The following is an 18,520-nucleotide window of genomic DNA, read 5'->3' as shown; positions in this document are numbered from 1 at the left end:
GCCGGTGGCGCTGGCCTTCAGCGATATTCCCGGCTGGGATCGGGACGATCACGCCGCCGCCTGGGCGGCGTTTTGCGTCACTGCGGATCTGATCGGGGCGAAGCCCGAGCCCGCGCAGGATCCGCGCGCGGCTTTCGAGGCCCTGTTCGAGCCGGTCGAGATCGCGCCCGCCGGCGCGGCGCATTTCACCGGATATTACGAACCCGAGCTGCCCGGCGCGCGCGAGAGATCGGCGCGGTTTTCGCATCCGCTTTACGCGAGACCGGCCGGAATAGGGTCGAATGAACCGTGGTTCACCCGCGCCGAGATCGTCTCGGGCGATTTGCTGGCGGGCCAGGAGCTGGTCTGGCTCGACAGCCCGATCGAGGCGTTTCTGGCGCAGGTTCAGGGCTCGGTCCGGATCCGTCTCGAAGGCGGGGAGAGCCTGCGTCTGGGCTTCGACGGCAAGAACGGGCACCCCTACCGCTCGATCGGCGCGGAACTGGTGCGCCGCGGCGTCGCCCCGGCCGACGAGATGACGCCCGATCTGATCCGCCGCTGGGGGGCGGAAAACCCCGCCGCGGTGCAGGAGCTTCTCAATCACAACCCTTCCTTCGTGTTCTTCAAGCCGCTCGATCTGCCCGAAGAAACCGGGCCGCTCGGCGCGACGGGGCGACCGGTGACGCCCGGGCGCAGTCTTGCGGTCGATCCCGAGATCGTCCCGCTCGGCAGCCCGGTCTGGATCGATTGCCCGGGTTTCGGCGCGCGGCTGATGGTGGCTCAGGATGTGGGCTCGGCGATCCGGGGCGCGGGGCGCGGGGATATCTTCATCGGCTCGGGCCCGGAGGCCGGACGGGTGGCGGGTGCGATCAATGCGAAGGGCCGGATGATCGGCATGCGGAGGCGCGCATGAGCCGGCGCCGGAAGCTCTCGCCCGAGGAACGTGCGCTCTGGGACCGCGTCGCGGCGAGCACGCAGGGTTATCGGCCGAAAAAGACGGATCCGGCCGAAACAGAGCCTTTTTCGGCCCCGCAGCCGAAATCCAAGCCTCAGCGCGAGGCGTTACGGGGCTTCAATCTGGGGCAGCACGCAAAGCCCTCCCCGACCCGGTTCGATCTCGTGCCCGAGCCGGGCGAGGATCTCGCGCGGCAGCCGGTCACGATGGACCGCAAGGCCCACAAGGCGATGACGCGGGGCAAGCTGAAACCCGAGGCCACGCTCGATCTGCACGGGATGACGCTGGCCGAGGCCCATCCCGAACTGATCCGCTTCATCCTCAATTCCCAAAGCCATGGCAGGCGGCTCGTGCTGGTCATCACCGGCAAGGGCAAGCGCTCGGACGATGACGGACCGATCCCCCGCCGGGTCGGGGTTCTGCGTCACCAGGTCCCGCAATGGCTGCGGATGATGCCGCTCGCGCCCGCCGTCATGCAGGTGAGCGAGGCGCATCTCAAACATGGCGGATCGGGTGCCTATTACGTCTATCTGCGCAGGGCGCGCTAGCCGCCCGACAGCGGCGCGAGCACGATCTGGGTGGCGTTCTCGACCGTGAGGATCACCCCCGAGGCGAGGCTGGTCCGCCCCGCCTGGTCGCCCTCGAGCACCTTGGCCACCTGCCCCGTCCGCACCAGCAGCCGGATCAGCGCGGGCGAATTGGCCACGTCGAAATGCCCCACGCCGGTGCTGTAGGCCGCGACATCGACAAGCGTGACGCGATAGGGCGCGAGCGGCGCGGCGCTTTGCAGGTTTCCGAGCCGGTCGCTCTGCCCGGTCAGCCGCGCCGAGAGACGCAGGGCGCGGTCGCGCTCGGAGGTGAAGATAACGAAGGGCTGGGGAAGCGGGCCGATCGCGTCGGCCTGCGTCGCGAAGACATCCACCGCGATATCCGGCGAGATCAGGACGACGCCGGAAATATCCGAAAACAGAGCCTGTTTCTGCGCAATCGCCGCCTGCCGCAGCGCCTCCATCACCAGTTCGGCGCCCAGCGAATGGCCGATCAGAAGGATCTTCCTTGCCCCCGCGGCCTGCAGATCGCCCAGCAGATCCACCAACCCGTCGCGCGCGAACAGCACCGAATCCCGGTCATAGGCATAGCCCAGCACGTTCGAGCGCGACGGCCATGAATAATGCACCAGGACTCCGGGCAGGTCGAAATCCGTCGCGAGCTGCGCGGACCGGTAGAGCCCTTCGGCAAAGTTGTTGTTGAAGCCGTGCACGAAGACCACCGCCTCGCCATCCTGCGCCCGCAGCGCCGCACGTAGCCCCGAAAGGAAACTCGCGCGCGGCATGTCGATGCGCACCTGCGAAATCATGAATTGCGTGCGCGGATCGGCGGGAATCCCGGTCTTGGGCAGGTCGAGCATTCCGGTTTCATGCGCGGCAGGCGTGGCCACGTCGAACCGCGCGAGGCGCAGGGCGTGACTGCGCGCGAAGCCGAAAGCCTCGCCTGTCGCGGGATCGCGCGCGCGCGTCGTGCCCACCCAGATCGTGCTCGCCTGCGGGTCGGGCTGGGCAAGATAGGCCAGCCGCCCGCGCGGGGCGCAGCCCGTCACGGCGATCAGACAGACGATGAGAAGGATGCGAACCATGCCGGCCCCGGAGTTACCGGGGCCGAGGATAACAGAGCGCCCGCGCGGCGCCAGCACTCAGAGCACGTAGCGGCTCAGGTCGGTATCGCGGGTGAGATCGCCCAGTTCCTTCTCGACGAATTCCGCATCGAGCGTGAAGGTCTCGCCCGAGCGGTCCGGCGCGGTGAAGGACAGTTCCTCGAAGACGCGTTCCATGACGGTATAGAGCCTGCGCGCGCCGATATTCTCGACCGAGCGGTTGACCTCCGCCGCGATCCGCGCGAGCGCCGCGATCCCGTCTTCGGTGAATTCGACCGAGACTTCCTCGGTCTTCATCAGCGCCTGATACTGGCGGGTGAGCGCATTGTCGGTCTCCGACAGGATGCGGGTGAAATCGTCTTCCGTCAGCGCCTGCAACTCCACCCGGATCGGCAGGCGGCCCTGCAATTCGGGCAGCAGGTCGGAGGGTTTCGCGATGTGGAACGCCCCGGACGCGATGAAGAGGATATGGTCGGTCTTCACCGGCCCGTATTTCGTGGACACGCTCGTGCCCTCGATCAGCGGCAGGAGGTCGCGCTGCACGCCCTCGCGGGAGACATCGGCGCCGCGGGTCTCGGCGCGCGCGGTGACCTTGTCGATCTCGTCGATGAAGACGATTCCCGAATTCTGCACCGACTCGAGGGCGGCGTTTTTCACCGTCTCGTCGTCGAGAAGCTTGTCGGCCTCTTCCGAGATCAGCACCTCGTAGCTTTCCGCGACGCTCAACTTGACCCGCTTGGTGCGGTTGCCGCCGAAGGCCTTGAACAGGTCCTGAAGCCCCTGCATCTGCTGCTCCATGCCCGGCTGGCCGCCCATCATCCCGATCGGCATCCCGCCCGAGGGCTCGGCCACGTCGACCTCGATCATCTTGTCGTCGAGCTCGCCATTGCGCAGCTTGGTGCGGAACATCTCGCGGGTGCTGGCGCGCGCATCGGTGCCCGCAAGCGCGGCGATCACGCGATCCTCGGCGGCCTTGTGGGCCTTCGCCTTGACCTCCTCGCGCATGTAGTCGCGGGTCTGGACCATCGCGACATCCATCAGGTCGCGGATGATCTGCTCGACATCGCGCCCGACATAGCCGACCTCGGTGAACTTGGTGGCCTCGACCTTGAGGAAGGGCGCCTTCGCGAGCTTGGCGAGGCGGCGCGAGATCTCGGTCTTGCCGACCCCGGTCGGGCCGATCATCAGGATGTTCTTCGGATAGACCTCTTCACGCAGATCGTCGGGCAGCTGCTGACGGCGCCAGCGGTTGCGCAGGGCCACCGCCACGGCGCGCTTGGCGTCCTTCTGGCCGATGATGAAACGATCGAGTTCCGAGACGATTTCGCGGGGGGTCAGATCGGTCATGGATCACTCCGTGGAATAGGGCGGCAAGCGGCGCTTGCCGGGAAAGTCGGGAAGGGCCCGCATCAGGCGGGTGCGCAGCTCGGTCCAGAACGCGCCGAGCCCGGTCAGCGCGAGGCCGATCAGGATCAGCACCGTCCACCACGAGCGCGGATCGGTAGCGTCGCCGAAGGCGTAGAAGCTGAGAAAGATCATGTAGCCGATGCCCGCGGTGAAGAAGGAGCGGCGGTCGATGATCAGCGCCAGCGCCGCGGCGGCGATCAGCACGAGCGTGAGCAGCACGTAGCCGGAGCCGGGGCCCATCTTGTAGAAAGTGAGCGCGACCGTGTTCACCAGAGCCGGCGCGGCCAGAACATGCAGCCAGAAACCGGAGGCCGATTGCCGGCCCAGGCGGTGCGGGTCGCGCATGTCGAACCAGATCCCGCCCGCCAGCGCGAGCAGGCCGAAGACCAGCATCGCGAGCGAAGCGGCAGAGCCGCTCGCGAGGTTGAACATGTCCACGGTCTGGGAGATCGAGCTGTCGGGGCTGAGCCCCTTGGCCAGAGACATCAGGAGCCCCAGACCGCACAGCCCCACCAGGAACATCGAGAACGGCACCCGGTAGCGCAGGAACCACGCGATCAGCGCCACCGCCGTCGCCCCGAGCGCGAGATCGAAATTCGGCGCCTCGCTGACGAAGCGCAGCCCGATCAGCGGAATTCCGAGGAAACTCGCCATCACCGCGCCCGCAAGCGTCAGGGTCAGCAGGATCGAGGGCAGGACCATCCGGCGGCGCAGGGTGAAATACTCGGCCAGAACCGCCGCGGTCGGGATCAGCAGCACGAAGGCGGTGCGCCCGCCCGCGAACCAGATCATCCCGAAGATGCCCACGATCAGGATCGCGAGGCCGACGCTGACGAAGATCTCGGCGAAGCCCTTGAACAGCTCGAAGGGCTCGTCCTCGGGCGGCAGGGCATCCCGGCCCGAGAGGCGCTGACCCGCAAGCGAGATCACGCTCGCCGCCTGCGCCTCGGTGATGTGACCGGCCGCGACCGCCGCGCGCAGATCGTCGCGCGTCAGCTCAGCCACCGATGGTCTCCACGGTCAGATTGCCGTTGGTGTAGACGCAGATATCGGCCGCGATCGCCATCGCCTTGCGCGCGATCTCCTCGGCATCGAGATCGGCCTCGAACAGCCCGCGCGCCGCGGCGAGGGCGAAATTCCCTCCCGAGCCGATCGCCGCGATGCCGTTCTCGGGTTCGAGCACGTCGCCCGCCCCGGTCAGTACATAGAGATCCTTGCCGTCGGTGACGATGAGCATCGCCTCGAGATTGCGCAGATACTTGTCCATCCGCCAGTCCTTGGCGAGTTCGACGCAGCCGCGCATGAGCTGGCCGGGCGAGGCCTCGAGCTTCTTCTCGAGCCGTTCGAGCAGGGTGAAAGCGTCCGCGGTCGAGCCGGCGAAGCCCGCGACGATGTCGTGCCCGCCGGGGCTGAGACGGCGCACCTTGCGGGCGCTGCCCTTGATCACGGTCTGGCCCAGGCTCACCTGCCCGTCGCCCGCGACGACAACCTTGCCGCCCTTGCGCACGCCGATGATCGTGGTGCCGTGCCAGCCCGGGAATTTCTCTTCGGCCATGATATCCTCCGTTTGCGCCAAGATATGTAGCCCGCGGGCCGGTGCTGCAACCCCGCTTGCCGTCCGGTGGGGGCAGGTCTAGCCTCGCGCCATGAGTGAACGGCATCTTTCGATCTATCTCGACGACTGGATCCTGAAGGATGTCCGGGACGGATCCCACAATTTCTTTCGCCGCCTGATCGGGGCGGTGGAGGCGGCGGGCTGGAGCACGAGCCTGCACCAAACCGGCCCCGAGGCGCGCCGCGCCGCGCCGGATCGGCCGGGCTATGCGCTGTACCGGATGGAGGCCCCGACCCATGACCGGGCCCTGACCAGCCGACGGACCTATGTCGGCGCGTTCTGGCATGTCGAAGACAGCGCCGAACGCTGGGACTGGCCCGTGGCACGCGTCCATTTCGACGCTGACAGCATCGACGGGGAGGACGCCGCGCATTTCTTCTTTGGCACCCGGAACAGGCTCTATCCCGGCGTGAAACCGGTCGACGAGGACAATCTCGCCTTCATTCCGCTGCAGGGCAGACTGACCGAGCACCGCTCGTTCCAGGCGATGAGCCCGGTGCAGATGATCGAGGCGGTGATCGCGCGCCATTCCGGCCCGGTCGTCGCGACGCTGCATCCGCGCGAAAGCTACAGCGAAGGCGAGATCGCCGCACTCGAGGCGCTGGCCGCACGCTTTCCCCGCTTCCGCTTCCAGACCGGCGGCTCGCCCGACCTGCTGCGCCGCTGCCGCTTCGTCGCGACGCAAAACAGCGCCCTCGCGCTCGAAGGGTTCTTCCTGCGCAAACCGGCGGTGCTCTTTGCGCTCTCGGATTTCCACCATATCGCCGGATCGGTGCCCCGCGACGGGATCGAGGCGGCCTTCGCGCGGCTGAGCCAGACGCCCCCCGTCGCGCGCTACCTCTATTGGTTTCTGCAGCTCAACGCGCTCAATGCCGGGCGGCCCGAATTCGAGGAACGCCTGCGCGCCCAGTTGCGCCAGTTCGGCTGGCCGATATGAAAAAGGCGCCCCGCGGGGCGCCTTTTCCGTCAAACCTGTGGTCCGGATCAGATCGACTCGTTGATCCAGCTCTGCAGCGCCGCCTTGGGCGCGGCGCCGATCTTGTTCGACACGACCTCGCCGTCCTTGAAGAGGAAGAGCGCCGGGATGCCGCGCACGCCGAGCGTGGCCGGGCTGTCGGGGTTCTCGTCCACGTTCACCTTCACGACCTTGATCTTGCCGGCCATCTCTTCCGAGATTTCCTCCAGCGACGGGCCGATCATGCGGCACGGGCCACACCATTCGGCCCAGAAATCGACGACGACGGGGACGTCGGACTTGCGCACTTCCTCGTCGAAAGTGGCGTCGGTGACAGATACGGTAGCCATGGCAGCCTCCTGAAAATTCGGTTGGTGCGAAGGTATGGCTCGACCCGCAGCGCGTCAAGATACGGTGGCTGCGCGCATGCAGCCATCAAGCTGTGCATCGCCGAGCGGCATGATCGTGCCGGAGCGGGTCCAGAGGATCGCGCAACGGATTGGCAGACCGGGATGAATCTGGCGCAGAGCGGAGCGATAGGCGGCCATCTGACGCAGAATGCCTTCGGGCACCTCCTCGGGGCGCGCGGGCACGATGCGGTTCGACTTGTAATCGAGCACATGAACCCCCGCCGCGTCGATGCGCAGCCGGTCGATGAAGCCGTGGATGCGCGCCCCGCCCAGTTCGGGCAGTTCGGCGGTGATCTCGACCTCGGCGAGCGTCTCGGGCCCGACCCAATCGAGGATGCCGGGCGCGCCGAGAACCTGCGTCGCTTCGTGCAAAACAGGCTCTATCTCGGCGGGAAGCAGCGCGTCCTCGCCTTCCGAGAGCAGGATCTGCGCAAGGTCCGACCAGCTCTCGCGGGGATGGTCGGGGAGGTGTTCGAGCAGCTTGTGCAGGTTCCGCCCATGCCGTTTCGCAGCCTCTTCGTCACGCTCGGTCCCCTCGCCCGGCAGCGCCTTGGCTCCGCCGAGATCCGAGGGCGAGAGCACCGCAAGACGTTCGGGCAGCACCGGCGCGTGACGCCCGATCCAGTCGGGCAGCGGGGTGGTTTCGCGCTCGGGGGCCGATGCGGCCCTATGCGACGGGGCGGGCCAGTCGCCATTTCCGTGCCGCAGCACCTCGCCGAGTGCGCCCAGCGCCTCGGAATGACCGGAAACTGTCTCTGTTCCGGCCCGATCGAGCCCCGATTTCATCCTCGAATACCAGGTTTCGTCGCCCGTGCCGACCTCCCCGGCCCCCGCCACGATCAGCCATTTCTCGGCCCGCGTCATCGCGACATAGAGGAGCCGCAGCGCCTCTTCCTCGCGCGAAGCCGTCTCGGCCTCCGCCGCCTCGCGTTGCGCCGCCGGCGCCTCTGCCGAAGCCTGGCGGAAGGCCGCCGTGCCATCGCCCAAACGCAGCAATTTCGGCGGTGGAGGGTCTTTTTTCTTCGCCGTATCGGGCAGGATCACGATCGGCGCCTCGAGCCCTTTCGACCCGTGCACCGTCATCACCCGGATCGCGCGGCCGCCGCCTTCGAGCTGGCGCTTCACTTCCACGTCATCGGCATCGAGCCAGCCGAGGAAGCCGGTCAGGCTGGGCACTTCGTTGCGCTCGAAGGAAAGCGCCTGCGCGATCAGCTCGTCGATCCCGTCCTCGGCCTCCGCGCCCAGCCGCGCGAGAAGCCGCTCGCGCCCGCCATGCCGGGTCAGAAGCCGCTCGAGCAGCTCAAAGGGGCGCAGAAAATCGGCGTGGTCGCGCAGATCATGCAGGATCGCGAGCGTGTCGGGCCGGTCGGGGCAATGGCGCAGAGCCTCCCAGAGGAAGCCCTTGCGCGGCTGGGCGAGGCGGTAAAGCTCGGCCTCGGACCAGCCGAGAAGCGGCGAACGCAGCGCCTCGGCGAGCGCGAGATCGTCCTCTGGCGTCGCGAGAAAGGCCAGAAGCGAGCGGATATCGCGCACCGCCAGTTCCGCCCCGAGCTTGAGCCGGTCGGCACCCGCAACCGCGAGCCCGGCGGCCTTGCAGGCCCGGATGATCTCGGAAAACAGATCCGAGCGGCGACGCACGAGGATCAGGAAATCCCCCTCGTGGACGGGACGTGCGCCCCCTTCGACCCGGTGATCGGGGATCTGCACCCCTTGCGCGACCATCGCCTTGATCTCGTCCGCGATGGTGCGCGCGAGCACCGAAATATCCGAGGCCTCGCTGATGTGATCGACCGGGTCCTCCCAGTCGCCATCGGGATCGGCCTCGGGTTTCGCGACCGGGGGCCAGAGATCGACCCGGCCGGGAAGCGCTTCGTGAAAGGCGATATGCGTGGGCGCGCCGCCCAGGCCCTCGGTGGCTCCTAGCGCGAAGCTCTGATCGACCGCGCGCAGGACGGCCGCGGCCGAGCGGAACGAATGTTCGAGCTCGAGCGGCACCAATGCCCGCCCGATCCCCTCGAATTTTTCGCGGAAATGGGCCCGAACAGTCTCGAACTGGGCCAGATCCGCCCCCTGGAAGGAATAGATCGACTGCTTGCGATCCCCCACGACGAAAAGCGTCCGCGTCCCCTCGCGCGCGCCCTCCCCGGAGGTGAATTCCTCCGCGATGCGCTCGATCACCCGCCATTGCCGCGGGCTCGTATCCTGCGCCTCGTCGACGAGGATGTGGTCGATCCCGCCATCGAGCCGGAACAGGACCCATTGCGCGACCGACGGCTCTTCCAGAAGCGCCGCCGCCCGGTCGATCAGGTCGTCGAAATCGAGCCAGCCGCGCGCGGCCTTGTAGGCATCGAGCCTCGGCAGGAAGGCCTGCGCGAAGCGATGCAGCAGCTGGGTGCGCTTCGCGGCCATCAGTGCGAGACGGTCGGGACGGACCGCGGCGATCCGCTCGGAGAGATCCGCGATCCCCTCGACGAGCCCCGCCCCGGCCGTCTTGCGCAAGCCCTGGGTCAGGACGGCCTCGCCCTTCGCCTGATAGGGCGGGCCCTCCTTCGGTTTCTTGACGCACAGCACCTCTTCGAGCGCCCGCATCGCCGCCAGATCGAGTTCGGTGATGGCCCCGAGAACCGCACCGAGTTTCTTGTCATTGGCACCGCTCGCCAGGCAAAGCGGCGCAAGTTCGCGCATCAACGCCAGATCGCCCGGCCGGAACGCCTCGGCCAAAAGGCGGGCGTCGTCAAAGCCGGAGGGAAGCCCATAGGCCACGAGCAGGTCGTCGAAGCAGAGATTGCCTGCGAAACCGTCTCTATTCCGGCTGATTTCGGCACAAATCGCGCCCAGATCCTCACCGGAATAGACCCCGAGCAGTGCGTCGAGCGTGGCGCGGTCCGGCCCGTCGGCCATCTCCTCGAGGATCTCCTCGCGCATCAGTTCGCCCGCGCGATCATCCATCTCGGTGAAGCCATGCGGCACCCGCGCCTCGAGCGGGAAGCGCCGCAGGAGCGCCGCGCAAAACGCGTGGATCGTCTGGATCTTCAGCCCGCCCGGCGTCTCGATCGCCTTCGCGAAGAGCCGCCGCGCCTCGGCCAGTTGCTCGTCGGAAAGCGGACCGGGCGCCCCGAGCGCATCGAGCCGCGCGCGCAACGCGTCTTCCTCCATCATCGCCCAGCCGCCCAGCAGCGCGAGCAACCGGTTCTGCATCTCGGCGGCGGCGGCCTTGGTATAGGTCAGACACAGGATGCGATGCGGCTCGGTCCCCTCGAGCAGCATGCGCGCCACCCGGTCGGTGAGCACCTTGGTCTTGCCCGAGCCCGCATTCGCCGCGAGCCAGACCGAGTCATGCGGTTCCGAGGCGCGGATCTGCCTTTGACTTGCAAGATCAGCCGTCATTCGAGGTCCTCCGGGCAGGCAGGGTCGGTGATGTCCCATTCGCCGAACCGCGCGAGCTGGTCGTAATCGCTGCGCGCACGCGCCTTCTGCATCGCCCGGCGGGCGGTGAAGCCCTGATCGGGGCGCAGATATCGGGCGATCAGCCGTTCGAGCTTGGCCCAGCTTTCGGCGGGGGTCTCTTCGCGATCCTTCGACTTGCCCTTCACATCGCGCGTCTCGCCCTCGCCGCCGAGCCGGATATAGGTCATCGCGGCGACCTCGCGCGGACCGATCGCCTCGAAAGCGCCGCGCGCGACCATCTCGGCCTCGAGCAGCATCTGCTTGTCGAAGGACAGGATCTCGGGTTCGCTGGGCGGGCTGCCCGACTTGTAATCGAAGATCTGCGCCCGCCCGTCGTGCAAAATGTCGATCCGGTCGGGCTTGGCCGAGAGGGTGAATTCCACGGTTTTCAGTGAAACAGAGCCTTTTTTCTCGATGACGGCCGGCGCGCCCTGCGCCCGGCGCGTGGCCTCGTCGGCGCAGAATTTCGCGGCGATCCCGCGGATCCGGGCCAGCCAGATCGCGCGCGTGCTGGGCCAGGGGATCTCGGCCTCGAGCACCTCCTGGGCCACGCCGAGCAGCCGCGCCTGGGCAGCCTCAAGCGTCTCACCTTCGGGGTATTCCTTCACGAAACGTTCGACGATCGCATGCAGAACCTGCCCGCGCTGCGCGGGATCGGGCTCGGGATGCAGCGGGTCGAGCGGATAGAGCCGCAAGATCCGGCGCGCATAGACCGCGTAAGGATCGCGGATCAGGGTCTGGATCGCGGTAACCGGCAATTCGCGCGGCCGCGCGGCGAGCGGCGGGCGCGGCGACGGTCGCTGCGCGGCGGGCAGGTCGATCCTGGGCGTCTCGAGCACCGCGGCCATGTCGATCCACTGCCGGCCGCGCGCCTGCATCTCGGCCAGCGCCGCCTCGCCCCCCTGCCCCGGAAGCCCCTTCACGAGGTTCATGAGCCGGTTGAGCCAGCGCGAGGGGATCGTCTGCGCCTCGGCATCGCGGGCGGCGCGGCTGAGGATCACTTCGGGCGCCGCCACCGCCATCTGGAAGTCATGCGCCGAAAGCCCGATCTGCCTTTCGGGCAGCAACAGACCCGCATCGAGCCGCATCTGGCGGCTGAACCACGGATCGGGTGCGGGGCCTTCGGGCCAGCTTCCCTCGTTCAGGCCGCCGCAGATCACCAGCTCCGCGCCCTGCGCGCGCGCCTCGAGCGTGCCCCAGATCGCGATCAGCGGATGGGCGGCGACGGTCTGGCGCACCATGCCCGCCTGCAGGTGGCGATTGACCAGATCGGCGTAATCCCCGGCGGTGACCGCGCCGGCATGGTCGGCCTCTTCGCGAAGATCGCTCATCAGGCGCAACGCCTCGCGCCCGCCGGTGCCGGTCCAGAGCGTGCTTTGATCCGCGGTTCCGCCCGGCCCCGCCGCGAGTCGTTCGCAAAGCGACAGATGCGCCGCGACCCGCTCGGGCAGGCTGTCGGGCAGCGGTGTCGCGAGCGCGTCGAGCAGCGCACCGAGCCAGGCCGCCCACCCCGCCCGTTCGTCAGGCCGGTGTTGCGCCCAGGCGTCAAGCGCCGCGGCATCGGGAAAGGCCGGGCCCTTGCGCCGCAGATGCAGTTCCAGCTCGCGGGTATTGAGAAGGTGACGACCGCGCGCCTCGCCGCCCGCCCCGGTCGCGGCGAGCGGATGCTTGAGCAGCACCATCAGTTCGGAAATCGGCACCGGTCGGTCCGAGAGGTCGGCGACATGGCGCAGAAGACGCCCCGTCGCGGTCTGTTGCAGCGGCTCGCCCGCGCTGTCATCGGGAACGATCCCCCAGCGGTCGAGCGCCGCCGTCACCCGCCGCGCGAGCAGACGATCCGGCGTGATCAGCGCCGCCCGGATCTGCCGTTCGGCCGCCTCGCGCAGGGCGAGCGCGATGGCAAGCGCCTCCTCGCGCGGATCGCGGGCCTCGATCAGCGTGATCCCGGCCACGGCCTTGCGCAGATCGCCGAGGCTCCCCCCCTCGCGCCGCCATTGATCGGTGACGGGGGCGGGCCGCAGCGCGAGCGAGACCAGGCGGTTGCGCTCGGGATCGGGCGGGGCGACATCGCGCCAGGGCCGCACCGAAGCGGGTTTCATTTCCAGCTTGTCGAGCAGCGCGCGATAGCGGAATTGCGGGTGGTCCTCGATCGGATATCGGCCGGAATAGAGACTGTTCCAGGCCGCATCGCTCATGTCGCGGTCGAAGCCCGGCAGCACGATCGCCCCGTTCGACAGCCGCGCCACCGCCCGCATGAACAAGGCCGTCGCCCCGTGCGACCCGGTCGAGCCCGCCACGATCACCGGATCGGCGGGCGGCTCGGTCTCCCATGTCTCGATCAGCGCCTCGACGACACGGCGCTGGCGGGCCTCCTTGTCGAGCCCGGCATCGGTTTCGAAATAGCGCGCGATGATGCGAATGAAGGTCAAGCTCTCCTGCCAGTGCCGCGCATGGGTCTCGGCGATCTCGAGCCGGTCGAGATCGTCGAGATGCGCGCCTTCGCTCTGCATCTCGGCCATCAGCGTCATCAGGCTCTCGGCCAGCGCGAAATGGCTCGATCCGGCCTCGAATTCGGGCAGGGCGCGGGTGAGATGCTCGACCAGACGGGTCAGCTCGAGCTTGCGCCGCAGCGCCGGGACCGGCATCGGCAGCCCCGCGAGCGGGTCGGCGCCGAGATCGCTGATCAGCAGAAGCCGCGGCAGGTAGCGCGCGCCATTGTCCAGGAACGCCTCGCGCACCCGCCGCCGCATCCGGGACGAGTTGAGGTAAAGCCTCAGCCGCGCCATGGCCTCGGGCGGCTCATGCGCGAACCGCTCGATCAGACCCGCAACCAGCTCGCGCGGGAAATCCACGCCGGGCGGCAGGGCGTAGACCGAGGCGGGATCAACGCTCATCGAGCAACCCCTCGGCCAGCGGAATCGACTCGGGGCGCCCGACATCGCACCAGTGGCCCTCATGCACGATCCCGAACAGGCGCCCTTCCGAGATCATCCGGTCCCACAGCCGGTTGAGCGAGAAGAAATCCTCCTCGATCGTCTCTATTCCGGCCGGATCGATGATCTGCGCGCCGGTATAGACATAGCCCGGACCCCGGATCAGGCGCCCCTCGGGATCGAGGGTGAAATCGCCCTGCCCTGCATGCCCGAGCGCCTTTTCGGGCGCCACGAGCATCAGGAGCGCACCCATCCGGCCGGGTTCCCAGGCCGCGCGCAGACGCTCCACCGCGTTGGGTCCGCGCCAGATCGCATCGGTATTGAGGGTCATCACCGGTCCCGGTCCGAGCATCGGCAACGCGGCGCGCAACCCGCCTCCGGTCTCGAGGAGCGCGCCGCGCTCGTCCGAGATCGCGACCTCCTCCTGCGCCAGATGCGCGATCACCTGATCGGCGTGGTAATGGACATTCGCCACGATCCGGCGCGCCCCGCCCGCACGGGCGAGGTTCAGCGCATGGTCGATCAGCGGCCGACCCGCGACCTCGATCAGCGGCTTGGGCCGGTCCTTGGTCAGCGCTCCCATCCGCGTGCCGAACCCCGCGGCGAAAAGCATCAGGGCGTCAGGTGCGGTCGGCATCGTGGCGAAGCTCCTCGATCAGGTCAGGTGTCGGGGCGGGATAGGCGGCCTCGACGCATCGCGCGAGACCGGCCAGTTCGGGATGGGCAAGATTGCGCTCAACATAGCCCCAGACGCGCGGCATGAACCCCAGATAGCGCGGTTTGCGATCGACGCGGGCGAGTTTCGCGAAGATCCCCATGATGCGCAGCGCGCGTTGCACCCCGATCAGGGCATAGATGGCCGAGAATCGGTCCGCGTCGATCCCGCAGAGCGCGGCATAGCGGGCGAGTTCGCGCGCCTCGACCTCGGGCGAGACGTCGCGCCGCGCGTCCTGCAAGGCCGAGACGAGATCATAGGCGGGATGGGCCTGCACCGCGTCCTGGAAATCGAGCAGGCCCAGACGGGCATGGCCGGGCCGCTCGAGCAGGATGATGTTCTCGGCATGGAAATCGCGCAGGCACATCACGAAGGGCTCTTGCGAGAGCGCCTCGAAAGTGTCCGCGATCCGCTGCGCGACCTCGCGGGCCGCGCCGCGATCGGCGCGGGGATAGTGCTCCGGCACGAGATCGAGCAGCGCCGCGAGCCCCTCGCCATCGAGCCGGGACAGATCGGCGGGCGGCGTGTGGCGGTGCAGATCGGCGAGAAATTCGGTGATCGCGGCATAAAGGCCGGCTTCGTCCTCGGGATGGGTCTCGAGCCGGCGCGCCATCAGCGCATCGCCGAAATCCTCGAGCAGCAGGAGCCCCTTGTCATCGTCGCGCGCGAGAATGGCCGGGGACGAATAGCCCGCCTCGGCCAGCCACGCCCCGATCCGGACGAAGCGGGCGATCTCGGTCCCGGGCGGCGCCTTCATCAGCACCGCGCGCGCCGTGCCGCGCGAAAGCCGGTCATAGCTGCGCGACGAGGCGTCCCCGGCCAACGGCGCCCGCGCGGCGCCGGCCCAGCCCGATGAGGCGAGAAACGTCTCTATTTCGGCGCGATCAGCCATTCCACGTCTCCAGCACCGCCTCCGCCAATGGGGTCAGGGTCTCGAAACAGACCCGCCGCGCGGCCCCGTCTTCGGTTTGGAAAAACCGCAGCCGGAGCGCGCCGTCGGGCACCGCCGAGCCGAGCCGGTCGGGCCATTCGATCAGGCAGATCGCGGTGTCGAAGGCGTGATCGAGACCGAGCTCGAGCACCTCGTCGGGATGGGTGAGACGATAGAGATCGGCATGCCAGATCTCGCAATCGGCCTCGTAGGTCTGCACCAGGGTGAAGGTCGGCGAGGGGACGTCTTCGGCACGGCCCAGCCGCGCCTGGATCAGCGCCCGGGCGAAATGGGTCTTGCCCGCGCCGATCGGCCCTTCGAGCAGGATGACGTCACCCGGCCCGGCATGGCGCGCGAACAGCGCGCCGAGGCGGGTCGTGGCATCCGGATCGGACAGGTCGAGGCAGGGAGGACGCGCGGGCATGGGGCAAGTTTTACCCTGCCCTGCGGGCGCTGCAAGCGCTTAGCCGGAGGGAATGAGGCTCTTGCCGTCGCGGACGCCCTTCTGACCCTGCGGCAGCGCCGGCGCGGAGAAGCGCAGAAGGAAGGCCCCGCCCGTAAGCGTCGAGAGCCGGCAACGCAGCGAGCGACCGTCGCGCAGCACGATCTCGGCGTCGAGCGCGGCGCGCGTCCCGATCTGCTGGGTGAGAGCGTGCAGCCGGTCCCAGACCACGCTCGGCTCTGCCTGAGCCCGCCACTGAGCGACCGCGTCGCGCAGCGTCACCCGGCCCAGCGTCGTTTCGGGCTCCACGCCCCAGAGCGCGCAATAGCCCGCGTTCGCCATCGCCAACTCCCCCGAAGGGTGGAATACCGCGATCGCGTCGTCGATCTGGTCGAGAACCTCCTGCCCCATCTCGATCTCGCCGCGAAAGCGCCGGGTCAGAGACGTTTCGGCCGAGATATCCTCGAACAGGAACGCCACCGCGCCGTCGGGATGCGGACGCCCGGTCACGCGATAGGTCTGCCCGCCCGACAGGTTCCAGGTCTCGGCATGAAAGCCCGAGGCGGCGGCCTGCTCGAGCTCCGTCATCCGAAGCCGCCAGCTGCGGTAATCCTTCGGCTCGGGCATCATCCGGGTTTCGCGCAGACGGTCGAGAAAGGCATAGAGCGTGGGCCGCGCGGAGAGAAATTCGGGGCCGAGCTGCAGAAGGTCGATCAGCGCGGGATTGAAGAGCCGCAACTGCCGGTCCCGGTCGAAGATCGCCAGGCCGATCGGCAGGTCGGCGAAAGTCTTGGTCAGGGTCTGCACGAAATCGCGCAGGGCCTTTTCCGCGCGCACCGTGGCATCTGCGGGGATCGCGAAATGGAGCGCGCCGCCCTTCACGGGCAGCGAGTGGCATTCATACCAGCCCGCATCCCCCGTCATCCCGGCCTGCTGAAGCCGGTGCGGGCCCGTTCCCATGTCTTTTGGACATTGAAAGAGGCATGGCAGGGGCCAGGCGAAGCCGTCCTCATTCGCGTCGAACGCCCCCGATTTCACCAGATAGGCCCGGTTCGCCCAGCTGATCGACCCCGAGGGATCGCTGCGCCAGATCAGCACCGGCGAGCGGTCGAGCGTGACCCGCATCAGTTCCAGTTCATCCTCGAGCGCGCGTTGTGACAGCCCGTCGACGCGTACACCGCGCCCCTCCGCCTGCGGATCGACGAGAGTGATGCGCGCCAGCCCGCCGACATCCTCTGCGATGAGGCGCAAACGTCCCTCCCCGAGCCCGTCCACGGTCTCGGTCATCTCGATCCGGCCGTTTTGCGCGAGCATCGCGATCCGCTCGGCGAAATTCGTGAAGCGCGGCGCGACGAAAGCCGAGAGCCGCGCCCAGTCGCTCTGCCCCATCGGGGTCGCCTCGAGCAGCTGGCGCGCCGGGGCCGTCGCGTCCACCAGCGTCTGATCCTCGAACAGGTACACCGTCTCTTCCAGCGCCGCCGCCTCGCCCCTGTCGAGCTGGTGCGCCCGGCGTCGCCCGATCGCGAACCAGATGACGAGCAATCCCACGATCGCCGCGACGACCGAGGTGAGCGCGATCAACGCCGCTTCGAGCCACGGATTCGCCATAGCCAAGACCTCTCGAACCTATTCCGCCCCGAGACTGCGCTCGAAACAGTTAATGGCCCGTTAAGCCCGTTGCGGGTGCTGCCGCTCAGAGCTCGATGGGCTGGTTGAACCCGAGCGCATCCTCCTTGCGTGCAAGAAGCCGCGCGGCGGGCCATGTCACCTCCACCATCGCCCCCGTCGGCCGGGGATTGTCGGGATCGACGGCGCGCGGGCCTGCACCATTCGCGAATCTGAGCCGGCCACCGGTACGTTCGAGGAGCGTCTTCGCGATGAAGACCCCGAGGCCCATCCCCTCGTATTCCTTGCGTTCGGACGCGTTGGCGCGCGGCTGCAGGAACGGGTCGCCGATCCGGCTGAGCACGTTCGCGGGAAAGCCCTTGCCGTCGTCGCTCACCCTCACGGTGATCGTCTCGGCGCGCCATTCGGCCTCGATCCAGACCGTGGTGCGGGCGAAATCCACCGCGTTCTGGATGAAGTTGCGTAGGGCGTGGATCAGTTCCGGATAGCGATAGACGGTCGGCTGGCGTTCGCTCCCGCCGGGGGCGGGATGGGCATCGAAGCGCACGTCGATCCCCCGGGCGAGATGCGGTTCGGCCGCCTCGCGCAGCACCGCGATCAAGGGCGCGCTGCGCATATGCAGGTCGTCCTTGCCGACCCGGCCCATCGACTGGAGGATGTCGCGGCACCGCTCGGCCTGCTGCCGGATCAGCAGCGCGTCCTCGCGAAGTTCGGGCGCGTCGTCGAGCTCGTCGGCAAGTTCCGAGCTGACCAGTTTGATGGTGGCGAGCGGCGTTCCCAGCTCATGCGCGGCCGCGGCCACAACGCCGCCCAGATCGGTCAGCTTCTGCTCGCGCGCAAGGGCCAGCTGCGTCGCCCTCAGCGCCTCTCCCATCGAACGGATCTCGCTCGAGACCTTGTGCGCATAGGCCCCGAGAAAGGCCACGCCGATGACGATCGCCAGCCAGTAGCCGAATTCGAAGACGACGGGGACCGCGATCACCTCGCCGGTCTTCGTGACCAGCGGCAGGTAGACCAGTGCCACGACCGAGATCATCACCATTGTCGCAAGGCCGAGGAAGATCGTGGCGGAGCGTTCGAGCGCGGTCGCCCCGATCGTCACCGGCACGAGGATCAGCAGCGCGAAGGGGTTGTTCATCCCGCCCGTTATCGAGAGCAGCAATGCGAGCTGCGCCATGTCGAACAGGAGCATCGCCGCGGCCTCGGTCTGGGTGAGGCGCTTGGTGTCCGGAAACAGAAGGATCGAGACGATATTGGCCGCGACCGACGCCCCGACCGTCGCCAGACAGAGCGGCAGGTCGAGCGCGATATCGTAGACGTAATAGGTGACGAAGATCGCGCCGAGCTGCCCCGCAATCGCGGTCCAGCGCAGAAAGATCAGCGTGCGCAGGCGGACCCAGTCGTGATGCATCTCGGCCGGTCCCGGTCGGACCTCCAGGCTTCGGGCCATGTCA

At 68.1% G+C, this 18,520-nt stretch carries 15 protein-coding genes; 3 read left to right on the top strand and 12 right to left on the bottom strand.

Annotated elements, in window-relative coordinates; translation table 11 throughout:
- Nucleotides 1–4: 4 nt before the first annotated feature.
- Complete coding sequence (mltA, locus tag DW2_RS09675; protein ID WP_038145810.1) at nt 5–892, top strand: murein transglycosylase A; 888 nt, start codon at nt 5–7, stop codon at nt 890–892.
- Nucleotides 889–1,482 carry a Smr/MutS family protein gene (locus tag DW2_RS09670; protein ID WP_038145809.1) on the top strand — a complete coding sequence of 198 codons (594 nt, stop codon included), beginning with the start codon at nt 889–891 and terminating at the stop codon, nt 1,480–1,482. Before mltA ends, DW2_RS09670 begins: the two co-directional genes overlap by 4 nt.
- Here the strand turns inward: DW2_RS09670 and DW2_RS09665 are convergent.
- Genes DW2_RS09665 through hslV form a run of 4 tightly spaced genes read right to left on the bottom strand, consistent with a single transcriptional unit; the run spans nt 1,479 to nt 5,547 of the window.
- On the bottom strand, nt 1,479–2,567 hold the full coding sequence (locus DW2_RS09665; RefSeq protein ID WP_038145807.1) for an alpha/beta hydrolase: 1,089 nt from the start codon (nt 2,565–2,567) through the stop codon (nt 1,479–1,481). The two genes, DW2_RS09670 and DW2_RS09665, sit on opposite strands and share 4 nt — an antisense overlap.
- 57 nt (nt 2,568–2,624) lie before the next feature.
- Entirely contained in the window at nt 2,625–3,932 is a 1,308-nt protein-coding gene (gene hslU / locus DW2_RS09660) for an ATP-dependent protease ATPase subunit HslU (RefSeq protein ID WP_038145806.1), read from the bottom strand.
- A gap of 3 nt (nt 3,933–3,935) precedes the next feature.
- Nucleotides 3,936–4,997: a hypothetical protein gene (locus tag DW2_RS09655; RefSeq protein WP_038145805.1), complete on the bottom strand. Its 1,062-nt coding sequence runs from the start codon at nt 4,995–4,997 to the stop codon at nt 3,936–3,938.
- The gene (gene hslV / locus DW2_RS09650) at nt 4,990–5,547 is read right to left on the bottom strand and encodes an ATP-dependent protease subunit HslV (RefSeq protein ID WP_038145804.1); all 558 of its coding nucleotides are present in this window, start codon (nt 5,545–5,547) and stop codon (nt 4,990–4,992) included. Before hslV ends, DW2_RS09655 begins: the two co-directional genes overlap by 8 nt.
- A 91-nt stretch (nt 5,548–5,638) precedes the next feature.
- Here hslV and DW2_RS09645 point away from each other — a divergent pair, with 91 nt between their 5' ends.
- On the top strand, nt 5,639–6,544 hold the full coding sequence (locus DW2_RS09645; protein WP_038145802.1) for a hypothetical protein: 906 nt from the start codon (nt 5,639–5,641) through the stop codon (nt 6,542–6,544).
- 47 nt (nt 6,545–6,591) lie between these two features.
- Here the strand turns inward: DW2_RS09645 and trxA are convergent, their stop codons facing one another.
- The 8 genes from trxA to regB all read right to left on the bottom strand — a co-directional run bounded on the left by trxA (nt 6,592) and on the right by regB (nt 18,516).
- Nucleotides 6,592–6,912 (bottom strand): thioredoxin, encoded by a 321-nt coding sequence (gene trxA, locus DW2_RS09640; RefSeq protein ID WP_038145799.1) that lies wholly within the window; start codon nt 6,910–6,912, stop codon nt 6,592–6,594.
- Nucleotides 6,913–6,966: 54 nt separating this feature from the next.
- Nucleotides 6,967–10,359 carry a double-strand break repair helicase AddA gene (addA, locus tag DW2_RS09635; RefSeq protein WP_038145797.1) on the bottom strand — a complete coding sequence of 1,131 codons (3,393 nt, stop codon included), beginning with the start codon at nt 10,357–10,359 and terminating at the stop codon, nt 6,967–6,969.
- A complete protein-coding gene (gene addB, locus DW2_RS09630) occupies nt 10,356–13,313 on the bottom strand; it encodes a double-strand break repair protein AddB (protein ID WP_038145795.1) in 2,958 nt (985 codons plus the stop codon). The genes addA and addB overlap by 4 nt, the downstream gene beginning before the upstream one ends.
- Nucleotides 13,303–13,989, bottom strand: a complete 687-nt coding sequence (locus DW2_RS09625) for a nucleotidyltransferase family protein (RefSeq protein WP_038145793.1) — start codon at nt 13,987–13,989, stop codon at nt 13,303–13,305. The genes addB and DW2_RS09625 overlap by 11 nt, the downstream gene beginning before the upstream one ends.
- Complete coding sequence (locus tag DW2_RS09620; protein WP_038145790.1) at nt 13,973–14,959, bottom strand: aminoglycoside phosphotransferase family protein; 987 nt, start codon at nt 14,957–14,959, stop codon at nt 13,973–13,975. The genes DW2_RS09625 and DW2_RS09620 overlap by 17 nt, the downstream gene beginning before the upstream one ends.
- On the bottom strand, nt 14,952–15,422 hold the full coding sequence (gene tsaE / locus DW2_RS09615; protein WP_081874930.1) for a tRNA (adenosine(37)-N6)-threonylcarbamoyltransferase complex ATPase subunit type 1 TsaE: 471 nt from the start codon (nt 15,420–15,422) through the stop codon (nt 14,952–14,954). The genes DW2_RS09620 and tsaE overlap by 8 nt, the downstream gene beginning before the upstream one ends.
- A gap of 39 nt (nt 15,423–15,461) precedes the next feature.
- Complete coding sequence (locus tag DW2_RS09610; RefSeq protein WP_038145788.1) at nt 15,462–17,048, bottom strand: PAS-domain containing protein; 1,587 nt, start codon at nt 17,046–17,048, stop codon at nt 15,462–15,464.
- An 85-nt stretch (nt 17,049–17,133) separates the two neighbouring features.
- Entirely contained in the window at nt 17,134–18,516 is a 1,383-nt protein-coding gene (gene regB / locus DW2_RS09605; protein WP_038145785.1) for a sensor histidine kinase RegB, read from the bottom strand.
- Nucleotides 18,517–18,520 lie beyond the last annotated feature (4 nt).

Source organism: Thioclava atlantica, from assembly GCF_000737065.1.
Taxonomy (GTDB): domain Bacteria; phylum Pseudomonadota; class Alphaproteobacteria; order Rhodobacterales; family Rhodobacteraceae; genus Thioclava; species Thioclava atlantica.
The sequence above is the reverse complement of the archived record's forward strand: the minus strand, read 5'-3'. Positions and strand labels throughout refer to the sequence as shown.